We start from the raw sequence: 14242 nt of genomic DNA, 5'->3' as shown, positions 1-14242 counted from the left end.
TAAGGTTTTAAACCTTAGAATGTTAATTATATTTAACATGACAAAAATTATTTTCCTGTTGCCTGTTTTCGTAAAGATTTGGGTGTGTCCACAACTGAAATTTTTACCAAATCATTGGAATGTTTATTTAAGTTATTTTCAATTTCTTCAGGTGTGGCATTTTTAAGGTTGATATCGAAAAAATCGGAATTTTCAATGACGCTTTTCATTTTGTTTTCATCAATATTTTCTCCAGATTTATCAATATAATCCATTTTTCGATTTAAAATGTCATGTTTAAGCCATAACTTATAGTCAGTTACTCCCAAATTCTTTTTAAGTTTTTTGTTTAACCATTTTGAAGGTATGCCAATACTTTCAGCTTTTTTATATGCAATTAATCTTGGCATGATAAAACCTACTTCAAAAAGCATTGAAAGAATTTTATATTTTTCTTTACCGTTTTTACCTTCAATATACCAATCATATAATTGATTAACATTGATTCCAGCTGATTTTGCCATTCTGACTCCATTAAATTTATGTTGAGTTACCATTCCTGCAATGATATATACTCTTTCTTTTAAAATCATATCATCAATATCTGCTTTGTTTTCATAAAATTCCTCTTTAGTCAAATTAGAATTTTTTAGAGATATTTTTGTTGTTTTGTTTGAAAGAATATTCTCTACATATTTTTCTATTTTCATTTCTAAAAATCTTGAATGAAAATCACTGAATTGATTGTTTCCATTTTTTCCCAAATTATAATAATGATCCAATTCATCATTATTTATTTTTGAAAGTTTCAATGCCTTGTAAAAATTCTTATTTTCAAAATTCTTAAGAAATTTTTCAAGATGAAGAGGAATGACCTTATTTTCATATAAATCGAATATCTGTTCATATTCTTCCAGTCCTTTTTTTCCATCATCAATAAATTGATTTATTGTTTTAATAGGTATGTCATAAATTTCATATACCTCAAGCTTTGATTTATAATTTTTAAACCCTTCAACTACTAAATCAATGGTCAGCTGATGATTTTTATCTATAAAATATTTGAAAATATTATATTCCGGATGATTGAGCCATTTGTTGATTATAATGTTTGAAAGACCAACGCTTTTTGCTGCATCCGGTTTATTTTTTCCATCTTTTCGAGCTTGCAGATATTTATCCATCAGCTCATAAGTTACTGTCTGATAAAATCCGCTTGATTTATTGGTGGAGAGATATTTATCCTGGTCCTTAACATACCATTTGTTAAATTCCTTTTGTGAAATTTCACATTTTTGGATTGCATAGTAAAAATCTTCCTCAGCGATAATCTGTGTGAATAATTTTTTCCTGTTTTTTTCATATTCAACGTCAAATCTCAAATAAAATTCTGTTTTTTCTTTTTTACTGGTGTTATAAATTTCCATAAATTCCCTTGGAGTGAGATTTGCACAAAAAATGGCTTCCTCTTTTCCTTTACCATTTTTTATTCCATTAATTATTCTTCCCCTTTTAACTAACGAGGATGTAATTTCTTTATTTTTATCTTCAAAATCACGGAATAATTTGAATTCATCATGTCTGGACCATGACTGAAACATGTCTTTTGAAACATTAATCCTTTTAAGAATTTCTTTTTTGTCCCAGTTATTTTTACGGTAGCTGATATACTTATCCATTAACAGTTCGGTTGTTTTAACATAAAAATTTGAAAATGTTTTTTCTCCGTCATAGTACCAATTTAAAAATTCTGTTTTAGTGATTTTACTTAACTTTATGGCCTTATTGAGATTATGATTCTTAAGGTGTTTTATAACTAATTTTTTTCTTTTCTGTGTGTATTCCTTTTCAAAATTCTTATAGAAGTCATCATCTGTTTGCTTTGAAATGAGATACATCTTTTCAAAGTCATTTTTACTTATTTTTGCCAATCTTAAAGCATCAGAGAGTGTCTTATGGTTTTTAATCTCCTTAATGATTATGTCCTGTTTAATTGATTTGCTTTTTTTAAAGAATTTTCCGCCGATAAACTGATTTTGCCAGAAGTAAAACATTTCGTTTGAAATTTTAAGTTCATTTAGGACATCCCTGTCATCTAGATTAGGATTCCTTTTTAATTTAAAGTACTCATTAATTAAAATCTCATTATATAATATAAAAGCTTCATTTAATTTACCTTCCTTAAACGCTTCTTTTTCATGATAATACCAGTTAGTGATATTGAATTCACTCATTGATGATATTTTTTTGCTTTTGGATATATCATTTAGTTTTAAAAGATTTTCTTCAAATGTTTTTTCAAGTTTGCTGTTCACCAGTCTGAAAAATTCTCTAAATGGATATTTGTTTTCAGATCCTTTAATATACTCTTCAGTTTGTTTTATTTCACTTGCACTTATTTCATCCTTGTAAAACTTTGTAACTAAAACGCCAATTTCCACATACTGATTGATTTCAGAAAGATAATCATTGAAATTATCAGGATTAAGTATGTAATAGTCCCCCTTATTGGTAACTGCTCCAAATTTGGATAAATCCATTAAAAGTAGAATCGCTCTGCTTTCGGGTATTCCAAATTCAACCAAATCATATCTTGTAAAAGCCTCATCATTAAATGTTGTCTGCAGTGACAGCATTAAGTTTGCATTTTCTATTTTCTGATTGCATGATCTGCACATGTTTGACATTGATTTTTTATTTGAATTTCCGCAGATTATGCAATTGTCAAAATAAATTTCTATGTTCTTTGGTTTTCTATAATCCGGAATGTCTATGTATTTTTCATTTTCAAAGTTGTCTTTGAAATATTTTTTAGCCAGATAATATAATCTTTTATGCAAATCTAAAGCCAAGTTTTTTTCTTCACGTGAATTTAGGTTTTTGGAATGAATTTTGTTTCTTAGATTATATGCTTCCTGGAGTTTGTTTTTGTATATATAGCTGATTGCTCCCAAACGGTACAGGTTATCAATTTTTTTATAGAAAGATTTTAGATTCCTGTTTAATTTATGATTTGAAAGCTTATACAGGTCTTTTACGAGATTTTCAAGAAAAAGTGTTGCATCGGCGGTTACTGCCCTTGGTGAGTTAATCACATCTTCTTCCAACTTTCTTCCGATTTCATATAATTCATCATTAAAGTTTTTTAAATAATCAAAATTTGTCATTTTAACCAACCTTTATATTTAATGCAGTAATATCTTTTAAACTGGACATATATAAGGTATTGGTTTTTTTAACAACAATATTGATTTTATTTTGTAAAATAACGAGTTCTTATTAATATTTACTTTACTTTAAAAAAATAGAGGATAAAAAAATTAAAAGGAAATGGTTTTGAATTATTTTTCAATTGGTGTTATATTATTCAATTTATTGAAATCCATTAAATTGCCGTATGTATATGACAGGTCATTGTCGGAACCTGTTTTTGCAAAATCGATGATGAATTTATCTCCATCATATTCAACAAGTTCAAAAGAACCTATTTCATTAACACTTCCATCAGTATAATTGTAGGTATTATTTTCATCTTTTAAAACAGTATACTGATTTTCAGTATCATTGGTGATATAATCATCCCAGTCATGTTGGTTAAACTTCACAACTGATAAAATTTCATCGGCATTTTTGGATGAATCATATAATACATATACACCATCTCCAATATCTTCAAAATCATCAGGTGCCTTAAAGCTGCTTTGATCTGCTGCACTTACTGCTCCGAGAATTATTGTACTGAAAAGTAAAATTAAAAATACTTTTTTAATCATTGCTTCACCTCAATGATTAATAATATAATAAAATTAATATTTAAAATAATCTATGTTTTCAAAAAAAGATTAAAAAAAGAAAAATATTGATTAGAACGGAAGACTTGCATATGTGCCCTTAAGGGTAAAAGTCTTTGTATTCCAATTGGATATTTTTCCTAAAGAGTTTTTAGAACTTGTTGCATCTGCACAAACCCATGTATTGCCAATCAATACCTGAGCCCAGACATGACCATATGTACTTCCACTTGTAAATGTACATTTACCGTGAACATATCTTGCTTCAAGGTTTGCAGTTCTAAACATAGCAACTAACAAGTGTGTATGATCCACACAATTTCCTTTTTTAGCGCTTAATGTACCTGTAGCACCAAATTTGGTATTATAATAGAAACTATATGACAATGTGTCTCTAACATAATTGAATATCGCATTTGCCTTATCCAAATCACTAGTTAAACCGCTTGTCAAAGAGTTTACCAATGATTTGATTTTTGCATTTCCCACCTGACAGTTACTTGATGATTTAAGATATGCACTTAAATCTGAAATAGTGTTTTTCTCATTAACACCTTTGGTTAATTTAGAAAATGTAATGCTGACTGACTGGGATGTTGAACTAGAAATGTAATTATTGCTACCTCCAAATTTAACTGAAACAGTGTATGTTCCTATTGGTGCACTAGTTTTAAATGTCGCATATCCATTTGATGCTGTAGTTGCAGTGTATGTTTTAGACTTGATTGTCAATTTAATAGTTTGGCCTGAAATTGCTTTTCCATTAATATCAGTTAATAGAACTTTGAAAGTCTGTGAAGAGTCTGTGAATGATGTTCCGCTCTTCCATGTAAGCATTGAATTACTTCTTTCAAAGACATTTATATTGGATGATCCGGACTTTGCATTTACTTTGGATTCCTTTTTAATGGAATATTTTATGGTGTAATTGCCCAAGTTCAGATTAATAGGTATTGAAGCAATTCCTTTGCTGTTTGTAGTTCCTGTATAAGTTTTACCATCAATATCAAATGTAACTGTTCTTTTAATTAACGGTACACCTCCGGCTGTAACAGCTACTTTAAACTGAGTACCTGCACCGTAACCGAAAGAGGTTGTACTTTTAACTGTAAACGCTGCATTTTTAGTAGAAAGTATGATTACCTTGTTTGAGGCACTGCTTGCCTTATAGTGACTAGCTCCTCCAAATTTATATTTAACAGTGTAAACACCTTTCTTTAAAGATGGCAATTTAAGATAAACTACGCCTTTACTATTTGTTTTTTTAGTGTAGGTTTTACCATTAATTTTAATCTTAATGATTTTTCCTGAAGTAGGAGCATAACCTAAACTATTTTTTAATGTGACTTTAATTGTTTTCTTATCACTTTTAAGGAAAGTATAAAGTTTGGTTGTAAGTGTAGTAGCCACTTTGCCGTAAACTTTTATCTTGAAAGTTTTGGACAAACCATCTTTATTGTAACATATAACCTTGTAAGTACCTTTCTTAAGACTTTTCAAAGATAAAGTTGCTTTACCTTTTGAGTTTGTTTTAACCTTGTAAGTTTTACCTTTAAGCTTAATTTTGATATATTTATTAGCTAAGGCTTTTCCATTACTTTTTAAAAATGTTGCAGTGAACTTTTTGCTATCTCCAGCAACCTTTTTGGTTGTTGCAGTTGCACTGATTGTTGATAAAATTTTAAAAGTGGTGGATAACTTATATCCAGTAATCGGATCAGTTGAAACGACTTTGTAAGTACCTGGCTTTAAGTTAACAGATAGCTTAGCTACACCTTTACCGTCAGTTTTAACATTATATGATTTTCCGTTAACAGTAATTGTCACATATCTGTTTGCTAAAACATTTCCGTTGCTGTCAAGGAATGTTGCACTATATTGTGTGCTTCCCTTATAATATTTGGTAATATCATTTGCTTTAATGGTGGATAATACATTTAAAGTTGCAGTAAAATTATTACTTGCACTATATGAATCATCACCCTCGAAATAAGCAGTTAATGAGTATTTACCTGGATTTAATGATAAATCAAATCTTGCAACACCATTACTGTCAGTGCTCACATTATATTTTACATTGTTTATTACTAAATTAACAGTCTTATTGGCTAAAACATTGCTGCTATTTGAATCTTTTAATGTGACACTGTAAGATCCTTTATAGTAGGTATCTGTTGTTTGTGATGTTATTTCAGTTTGATTCTTATCAGTTTCCATTAAGGAAGCGTCTTCATTGTTAGTTGATAAAGTATTTGAATTAACAGATTCCAATTCATTATCTGATGAACTTTCTACTGTAACAGGTTCATCATCAATTGTGGATAATGCATCTGAATCTGTTATATTAACATCACTAGCCTGAATTGCACTGACTGAAAAAATCATTACCAATACCAATAGCATAGTGAGTAATATTTTTTTGTTCAAAATAATTTACCTCCATTTTACAATTTTTAAAATATCCATGAGAAATTAATCTCACTTCACCAATATTTATTATAAATATCTTATATAAAGCTTTTTATTTGCTAAATCAATTTAAAATTACTTATTTTTATTAAACAAGCTTTAAAATACATAAAAATACTACTTTTAATTAATATTTATTTGAATTAATCTATAAAAAGATTAAACCATATGAATTAATCTTTTACAAACTAAAAGTTTTTAAAAAATAAAATAATATTGAATGTAGTTATTATATCAAATAACTTATAGTTTAAAGTTATTTTATAAAAAAACATAGAATTAAACTGAATTATAATAAAATCCCTAAAATTTAACCGAATAATATTAAAATTAAGAACGAATAATGAAATTAAAAATTTTTTCAATTTTTTGATTGAAAATTATTTAAAGAGCCAAAAACAATTAGATAAATATGGAAAGTTCAGCTGAGGAAATGAAAAAATCAATTGAAAAAATTTATGACAGATTGGATAAAGTATCGCCGGTTGATTTTGACTGTGGAAAATTGTGCGGTGAGGTATGTTGTGTATATGATAGTGAAGAATATCCCAATGAAGATCTTGCATTATTCTTACTTCCCGGTGAAGAGCTGATGTATAAAGACAGTGATGAGTTTGAATTGTATTATATCGATGCAAAAGAACTGGATTTTCCTCATTCATGGAAAGGTGATGTTGCACTGGTTAAATGCATTAATCCTCCAAGATGTGACAGAAGCATCAGACCGATACAATGCAGAACATTTCCGCTGGTCCCACATATTTCCAAAAATGGTGAATTTCATTTGGTATTGGATGACACCGAATTTCCTTACAAATGCCCAATTATTGAAGATCATATTCCATTCAAAGAGGATTTTTTAATTGAAACTTACAAAATATGGAAGATATTAATTCAAAACCCACTGGTATATGATTTTGTAGATATGGATTCAAGAAGAAGGGAAAACCGTAAAATTAATTTTGAAGTTGTAATCTGAGCATCTTTATCTTCCCATATAAACAATTTCATGATTAATTAAAACATACTTTTTTTATATATTGTCTTTTTTTATCAAATATACTATTCATTAAATTAAAGTGTAAATTAATATTTAATATTTGTTTAGGAAGCATCTATACTCAAGCGCTTAAATTATCAATTTTCGGGAAAATACTTATTAATAATTTATCAACAATATAAAAATATGATAAGAAAAATATTTATTTTTCTAATAGCATTATTCATGTTAATGACTGCAGTAAGTGCAATAGATTCATCAGATTGGACAACAGCCAATGTGGGATATGAAAACTTCAAAATTCCACCAAAATACGAAAACCCATATGAAAGTGACTTTGACATGTATGAATTTGATGAAGACATTGATGTTTTCACAATCAGATATGTTAATCCGAGAATTATGGATTTGTACGGATATTTCCTTGAAAGCAATCAGGCAAAAAAGGTCGAGGTTGCAGGACATGATGCAGTTCATTTTACCGCTTATGACCGCCATGATGAAAAAAACAACTCAAAATTATGGTTTTCAGCTGGAGAAGAATTCTATTACATAGCATGGAGGGGAGAAAAAATAACCCCAACAATAAAAGAAGTGGTTAAAAGTGCATCAGATTCAAAATACAGTCATGACGAATTCTATGACATATTAAATGATGAATATCAAAACTACAAACTTGTTCATGCTATAGAATCTCAAAGAAATGATTATCCCTCAAGCGATAGCGGACATCATTCATTTGTTAGTGTAGGAAGTAATGGAGTTAATTTTGGAGTAATGACCTAATTACAGCTTCCAGTTTATTTCCTCTTTATTATTATCCTTTAAAAATTCATTGGCTAGTCTGAAATGATTGCATCCAAAAAATCCACGTCTTGCTGAAAATGGTGAAGGATGTGAAGTGACTAAAACCAGATGATTTGGATTTTTAATTAATTCCTTTTTCTTTTCAGCCTGTTTTCCCCAAAGAAGAAATACAATAGGCTGTTTTTGTTTATCCAATATTTTAATAACATTATCCGTGAATGTCTGCCATCCGCATTTGCTATGTGAATTGGCATTTGACTTTTCAACTGTTAAAACCGTATTTAATAAAAAGACACCCTGTCTAGCCCAGGCCTCAAGACAACCTGATTCCGGAATTGGATAATCATATTCCTCATTTATTTCTTTAAAAATATTTTTTAATGATCTTGGAACTGGTCTTCCTTCAGGTGTTGAAAAAGCAAGACCATGAGCCTGACCAGGTTCATGATAAGGATCTTGACCTAAAATAACTACCTTAACATCACTTAGGGGAGTTAATCTGAATGCATTAAAAATTTCTTCATAAGGAGGATAAATTGTTTTTGTTTCATATTCACTGTCTACAAATGTCTTGACATCTGAAAAATACTTCTTTTCAAATTCCTCTTTTAAAACTAAATCCCAATCATTTCCAATCATAAAATTAAATATATAATTTAAACTATAATACATTTGCTAAAATTCAAATAGAAAAAGAGATAGATAATAGGATATGAATATCCCATATTACAGATTCATAGATGATGAATGCTACTTGTTGCATTCTAAAAATAATATTTCAAAAATATCCGGAAAATTATTATCAAATAACATTAAAGACGATGAATTTAAAGAATTCATCGAGCAATGCCTTTTAAAAACAAAATTTAAAAGAGAGTAACTATCTCTCTTCAACCATCTTGCCTGAAATATGCTCAATTGTCAATTCAAATACTGCAGTTCTATCCAATAATTTATTGATTTCACTTACTGTTTCTTCATGAGTTGGGAAAAACTTATCTCCAAGATAGGTTAATTTATTAATCTTTTCATCATTATCACTCAAAAGCCTGATTCTTCCAAAGACAATGACACTTCTAAAAGTATACCACCAGTCATCTTCTTTTTTAACTCCCTTATCTATTACACAAAATGATGCCTTGTCATATTTTTCAACCGCATCATGTTTATGTCCAGTTTGAGCGCCATGAAAATAGATTTTACCGTCAACATATACATGACTCATAGGAACAGTATAAGGATAATCATAATCTCCCAATAATGCTAAAACGCCTCGGGGTTCATTGGTCAGTATTTCAATGCATTCTTCATAGGGCAATTCCCTATTTTTTCTCCTCATGTCTCGAAACATATTATCACTACAAAATTATTGCCACAATTGCAAACAGGAAAAATATTACAGCAATGCACAAACAACAAATTGGTCCTCCAAAAAGTTTGCTATTTTCCTTAACTTTCTTCGGATTGGACAGCTCTGTTGGATTTTGAGCATATTTTTCATGATTGTCATATACATCCCAAAGCTTAATTGCAACCCAAAATGACCTTATGATGCTTATTAAAAGCAAAAGTAAAGCAAACAGAAAAACATTATCTGCCGGATTAATTTTAAAGAGTTCCACCCCATATATTCCAATATATATGATATAGAATACCCATGGGATTTCATAGATAATGCCTTCCAAAACCCAATTTTTATTGTCATGCTTTAAACCAGTGTAGATAAATCCAAATCCATTTATAAACATTATAAATGAAAGGATTACCCACCATGATTTGATAATTTTATCCAATATATTCATATTATTCAATCAAGTTATTGTTAGTTTGAATTTTTTCAACGACTTTTTGGCCATCCTGAGCCATTTCACTGAACATATCAATTGTTTCTTTCATTTGAGGCAATGCCTGAACTTTATAAGTACTTACATCTTCAATAGCTTGAAGTGCTTCATTAAATGAAGCTTTTAAAACTTCAGGGGAAATCATTGTCTCAGCACTGTGTTTTTGTATTTCGCTGCCTTGGTCTTTAAGCATGTGTGAAGTTGATTCGATAATATTTTCTGTAGTCTGGTTCAATATATTTATTTTTTCCATAACAATTTTTTGATCATATAAAGCACTTGCAACCATTACTCCTGTTCTTAATGCTGAAACGGTTACATTCTTAGCCCTATTAACTCCGCGAATCAATTCTTTATTGTTACGTCTAATTACATTAAGTGAAACAATTCCCTGTTGGTTAACAACAATCATCTGTTGCATATCCATTAATCTTTGTCTTAACGGGAATAAAATCTCCTCACGAACAAAATCGATTTTGCTCTGGTCAACACCTTCGATTTCGGCAGTCTGAATTTGCTGTTCAATAGATGCATCCATCTGTTTTCCAAGTTCAATGTCAGCTAAAAGTTTGTTTGTAACCTCTCTCAAGTAATTTTCTTCACTTAAAAGAGTAGTATTGTCATTTTGCAATACTTTACTGCTTTTATCAAGAGACTGTACAATATCAGATATTGCCACTTCAGCTTTTTCATATTTAGCAAAGTATTTCCTAACAGGATTCATCAAATTGCCTAAAACTCCTTTTTTTGCAAAATCAACTTTACTAGGGTCAAGATCTTTCATCTGTTTGTTCAGTTCAATTAGCTGTTCACTGATATTATCTGCATCTTTGCCACCTTTTGTTAAGTCAACAAATCTGGTAGATAGCATTTCGTTGTGTGAAGCTGACCTGGACATTTCATTTAAACCAAAATTATCTAATGGTTTTAAAATGTTTTCTCTTGCTTGAGGATTTTCCAAATCTGCATCGAAAATAGCAACAGCATTGGCATTTGCTTGATTTTTAAGATTAGAATTTTCCAATTTTTCCTTTTCATCATTCAAAGAGGTTTCAACATCTTCTTTAATTCCATCTATATCTAATGAGAATTCAGCCATATTATCACCTTAATTCAAATAATCTATTTTACTTTTATCAATATTTTCTGTATAAGAATCAATTACTTTACCGCTTTTAATAATTTCCACAGTTACATGGTCTGCATCAGGTAATTTATAAGTTGTATAATGTCCAAAACTAAGAGCATAATTACTTTCATAGTAAATATTTTCTAAAGTCTCTGTTGCATGACCAATTTCAGTACCGTTTGAATCATAATATATTGTTTTAACATTATATCCTTTAATATCATCAGGAACACTATTAAAGATAGCTTCAGTATATAATGTATAACTTGGTTTTGAATCACTGTCTCCTGAATAATCCCAACCTAAAACATCACTGATAGTTAAATCAACATGATCTACATCATCAACGACATCTCCAGAAGAAGTATCATTGCCGGAGCCAGAAGTAAGAATGAAAATTCCTCCTATAACAAGAACTGCTGCAATCAATATAATAAATAATGTACTAAGTGAAAATTTATTAGCATTTTCAGCATTGTCAAATGAATATCCACAATCCATACAAAATTTAGCATCATCTGGAACTTGTTTTCCGCATTTTGGACAATTTTTAGTCATTTTATCACCTAATAATCCTTAACTGAACCGATTAAATTTTCCATATCATCAATTAAATTTTTCACATCCTCTCCGGAATTATCATCAGAACTAATGTTAATAACCAATTCATTTGTTAAATCTTCTATCTGATTGATTATTCTTTTCATTGATTCAATTTTACTATCGATTTCACTGCGTACTCTTTGAGTATCTTCAGCAGCTAAATTAATGATATTTAATGCTGATTCTTCCTGGGTGAGAAATAGTTTTTCTGCATTGTCAATGGTTTTAATAAATTTATCGTAAGTTATTTGAGGCGGTTCAAATCGTTTTTTAATTAATCCACGAACTACCTCCTGTTTGACATCAAATACTACATGCAGGTTATTGATTTCCTTTTTATATTCCTTAAGTGAATCCAAACCTGTGTAATTATCAATCGGTTTTTCAATTTTTGTAGCTTGAGTCACTTCAGCTTGTTTTTTGGAAGTATTTACTTTCTTGTATTTGTCTAACTTGAATATATAATATAAATATATTAATGGGATAATTGTTAAAATTAAAAGAATAAACATCAATATTGTGTTTTTTGCATAGGTCACTGCAAATGAAATGCATATTAAAACAACATAATATAATCCCAAATACCATGGCAATGACTCTTTAATATATAATACATCCTGTGAATTTCCAATTCCTTTTTTAAGTCTTATTGCAGAAGCCAATTTTGATAGGGGAGCATATTGCAGTACTTCATCATCTGACAGTATTCCTTTTTTTGGTTCAACAACCAGTCTGACATCAGACAATGTTTCACTAATCTTAACCTCATTTCCACTATTGTCATAGGCTTTTTGATTTTTAAAGGTTAATGGTGTAGTTAATCTTTTGATTTCATTTAATTTTGGAGTTTCAATAGACATTTACATTTACTTCCGAAGTTGTAAAAATATATTTAGAATTGAATGTTTTTAAATATTTGTATTTAATTTGTTATTATTAATCAAATTCTTTGTCCAAAAGTATAGTTACAGGACCATTGTTCAATAGATTTACTTTCATAAATGCACCAAATTCACCTGTTTCAGTGTCAACCAATTCCCGGCATTTTTGTGTGAAATAATCAAACAGTACTGTAGCTTCATCAGGTGCTAAAGCCTTATGAAATGATGGTCTATTCTTTTTTGTATGTGCATATAATGTAAATTGGGGAACCAATAATAGTTTTCCCCCTATATCCATAACGGATTTGTTCATTCTTCCGTTTTCATCTTCAAATATTCTCAGCTTTGCAAGCTTTCGTGCAAGATAATCTGCCTCACGGACGGTGTCATTTTCACCAAAACCCACTAAAACCATCAGCCCATCTTCAATCTCACCGATAATTTTATTATCCACTTCCACACTTGCAGAAGTTACTCTTTGAACAACTAACTTCATTTTTTAAACTCTCCCAAGAAATTGACCGGTTCACCATTTTTCATTCTGTCGTGATATTCTGCTGTAGCAGAAAATAGTGCATCACCTGCAGAGTTTATAGCGGTTTCACATGAATCCTGAATGACTCCAATGATAAATCCGACAGCTACTGCCTGCATGGAAACATCAGCACTGATTCCGAATAGTGAACATGCCATTGGTATTAGTAAAAGTGATCCTCCGGCAACACCGGATGCACCACATGCTCCAATAGTTGAAATAATACATAATACTATTGTTATAGGTAATGGAACAGAAATCCCAATGGTGTGGCAGACTGCAAGGGTCATGACTGTGATTGTTACTGCAGCTCCTTCCATATTGATTGTTGCACCCAATGGGATACTTATTGAAAAGAAATCCCTATCTAAGCCTAAACGTTCACACAATTGCATATTTACAGGAATATTGGCTGCAGAGCTTCTTGAGAAAAATGCAGTAATTCCACTTTCCCTTAAACAGGTTAAAACCAATGGGTAAGGATTGCGTCTAAGCGCTACTGCAGAAACTAGCGGATCTGTTACAAATGCAACAAATGCAATACAGCCTACAAGCAATAAGATTAACTGACCGTACTGAGTGAATATTCCGATTCCACTTTCACTAACTGAAGTGAACACCAATCCCATAATACCTATAGGAGCACATTGAATTATTCCTCGAACAATGGCAGTAACTGCATCTGCAAGATCTGTAATAACATCTTTTGTTGTATCACTTGCAACCATCTTAAGAGCAATTCCAAACACTATTGACCAAAACAATATTCCCAGATATTGGCCTTGAGACAACAGTTCAATAGGATTGGAGAAAATCATCAAAATCATATCTCTGATTACTTCATCAAGACCTCCGGGAGCAGTTGCGGTACTTGCAGCAGTCAGATGAATTGTTACAGGGAATATGTAACTTCCGATAATTGCAACCATTGCAGATAAAAATGTACTGAATAAGTAAAGGATAATAACTGTTTTAAATCTTGAGCCAATACCGGTTCTTGCCTTGGATATTGCAGAAGTCACCAATACAAAAACCAAAATTGGTGCAATTGCTTTTAAAGCACTTACAAATATTTTTCCAGGAAAACCAATAATCTTCCAGTTAGGAACAGCAATACCTAATATTGCTCCAATAACTAATCCTATTACAATTTTTAAAATTAAACTGGATTGTGTCCATTTTTTTACTATATTATTCATAAAAA

14 protein-coding genes are annotated in these 14242 nt (G+C 30.2%); 3 read left to right on the top strand and 11 right to left on the bottom strand.

The genetic code is table 11. The features are described from left to right. Nucleotides 1-47: 47 nt before the first annotated feature. From IJ258_RS10070 to IJ258_RS10060, 3 genes are all read right to left on the bottom strand, one after another. The gene (locus tag IJ258_RS10070; RefSeq protein ID WP_292806492.1) at nt 48-3146 is read right to left on the bottom strand and encodes a hypothetical protein; all 3099 of its coding nucleotides are present in this window, start codon (nt 3144-3146) and stop codon (nt 48-50) included. 174 nt (nt 3147-3320) lie between these two features. Then, nucleotides 3321-3752: a hypothetical protein gene (locus IJ258_RS10065; protein WP_292806490.1), complete on the bottom strand. Its 432-nt coding sequence runs from the start codon at nt 3750-3752 to the stop codon at nt 3321-3323. A 90-nt stretch (nt 3753-3842) separates the two neighbouring features. Next, entirely contained in the window at nt 3843-6197 is a 2355-nt protein-coding gene (locus tag IJ258_RS10060) for a transglutaminase domain-containing protein (protein WP_292806488.1), read from the bottom strand. A 454-nt stretch (nt 6198-6651) separates the two neighbouring features. Here IJ258_RS10060 and IJ258_RS10055 point away from each other — a divergent pair, with 454 nt between their 5' ends. Both IJ258_RS10055 and IJ258_RS10050 read left to right on the top strand, forming a co-directional pair. Then, the gene (locus IJ258_RS10055; protein ID WP_292806486.1) at nt 6652-7218 is read left to right on the top strand and encodes a hypothetical protein; all 567 of its coding nucleotides are present in this window, start codon (nt 6652-6654) and stop codon (nt 7216-7218) included. 252 nt (nt 7219-7470) lie between these two features. Beyond that, entirely contained in the window at nt 7471-8025 is a 555-nt protein-coding gene (locus IJ258_RS10050) for a hypothetical protein (RefSeq protein WP_292806484.1), read from the top strand. Here IJ258_RS10050 and ung read toward each other — a convergent pair whose 3' ends face one another. Continuing rightward, the gene (ung, locus tag IJ258_RS10045) at nt 8026-8685 is read right to left on the bottom strand and encodes a uracil-DNA glycosylase (protein ID WP_292806482.1); all 660 of its coding nucleotides are present in this window, start codon (nt 8683-8685) and stop codon (nt 8026-8028) included. Nucleotides 8686-8758: 73 nt separating this feature from the next. Between ung and IJ258_RS10040 the strand changes: the two genes are divergently transcribed. Further along, the gene (locus IJ258_RS10040; RefSeq protein ID WP_292806481.1) at nt 8759-8926 is read left to right on the top strand and encodes a hypothetical protein; all 168 of its coding nucleotides are present in this window, start codon (nt 8759-8761) and stop codon (nt 8924-8926) included. On the opposite strand, the gene IJ258_RS10035 is transcribed toward IJ258_RS10040, so the two are convergent. The 7 genes from IJ258_RS10035 to sstT all read right to left on the bottom strand — a co-directional run bounded on the left by IJ258_RS10035 (nt 8927) and on the right by sstT (nt 14237). Further along, complete coding sequence (locus IJ258_RS10035) at nt 8927-9397, bottom strand: pyridoxamine 5'-phosphate oxidase family protein (protein WP_292806479.1); 471 nt, start codon at nt 9395-9397, stop codon at nt 8927-8929. A 7-nt stretch (nt 9398-9404) separates the two neighbouring features. Then, on the bottom strand, nt 9405-9848 hold the full coding sequence (locus IJ258_RS10030; protein ID WP_292806477.1) for a hypothetical protein: 444 nt from the start codon (nt 9846-9848) through the stop codon (nt 9405-9407). 1 nt (nt 9849) lies between these two features. Then, nucleotides 9850-10989: a toxic anion resistance protein gene (locus tag IJ258_RS10025; protein WP_292806475.1), complete on the bottom strand. Its 1140-nt coding sequence runs from the start codon at nt 10987-10989 to the stop codon at nt 9850-9852. A 9-nt stretch (nt 10990-10998) separates the two neighbouring features. Beyond that, nucleotides 10999-11577, bottom strand: a complete 579-nt coding sequence (locus tag IJ258_RS10020) for a zinc ribbon domain-containing protein (RefSeq protein ID WP_292806473.1) — start codon at nt 11575-11577, stop codon at nt 10999-11001. A gap of 8 nt (nt 11578-11585) precedes the next feature. After that, nucleotides 11586-12482 carry a hypothetical protein gene (locus tag IJ258_RS10015; protein ID WP_292806471.1) on the bottom strand — a complete coding sequence of 299 codons (897 nt, stop codon included), beginning with the start codon at nt 12480-12482 and terminating at the stop codon, nt 11586-11588. Between the two features lie 76 nt (nt 12483-12558). Beyond that, nucleotides 12559-12999 carry a D-aminoacyl-tRNA deacylase gene (gene dtd / locus IJ258_RS10010; RefSeq protein WP_292806469.1) on the bottom strand — a complete coding sequence of 147 codons (441 nt, stop codon included), beginning with the start codon at nt 12997-12999 and terminating at the stop codon, nt 12559-12561. Continuing rightward, the gene (gene sstT, locus IJ258_RS10005; RefSeq protein ID WP_292806467.1) at nt 12996-14237 is read right to left on the bottom strand and encodes a serine/threonine transporter SstT; all 1242 of its coding nucleotides are present in this window, start codon (nt 14235-14237) and stop codon (nt 12996-12998) included. The genes dtd and sstT overlap by 4 nt, the downstream gene beginning before the upstream one ends. Nucleotides 14238-14242: the final 5 nt, after the last annotated feature.

It is taken from the genome of Methanobrevibacter sp. (assembly GCF_017468685.1).
In the GTDB taxonomy this organism is placed as follows: Archaea; Methanobacteriota; Methanobacteria; order Methanobacteriales; family Methanobacteriaceae; genus Methanocatella.
The sequence above is the reverse complement of the archived record's forward strand: the minus strand, read 5'-3'. Positions and strand labels throughout refer to the sequence as shown.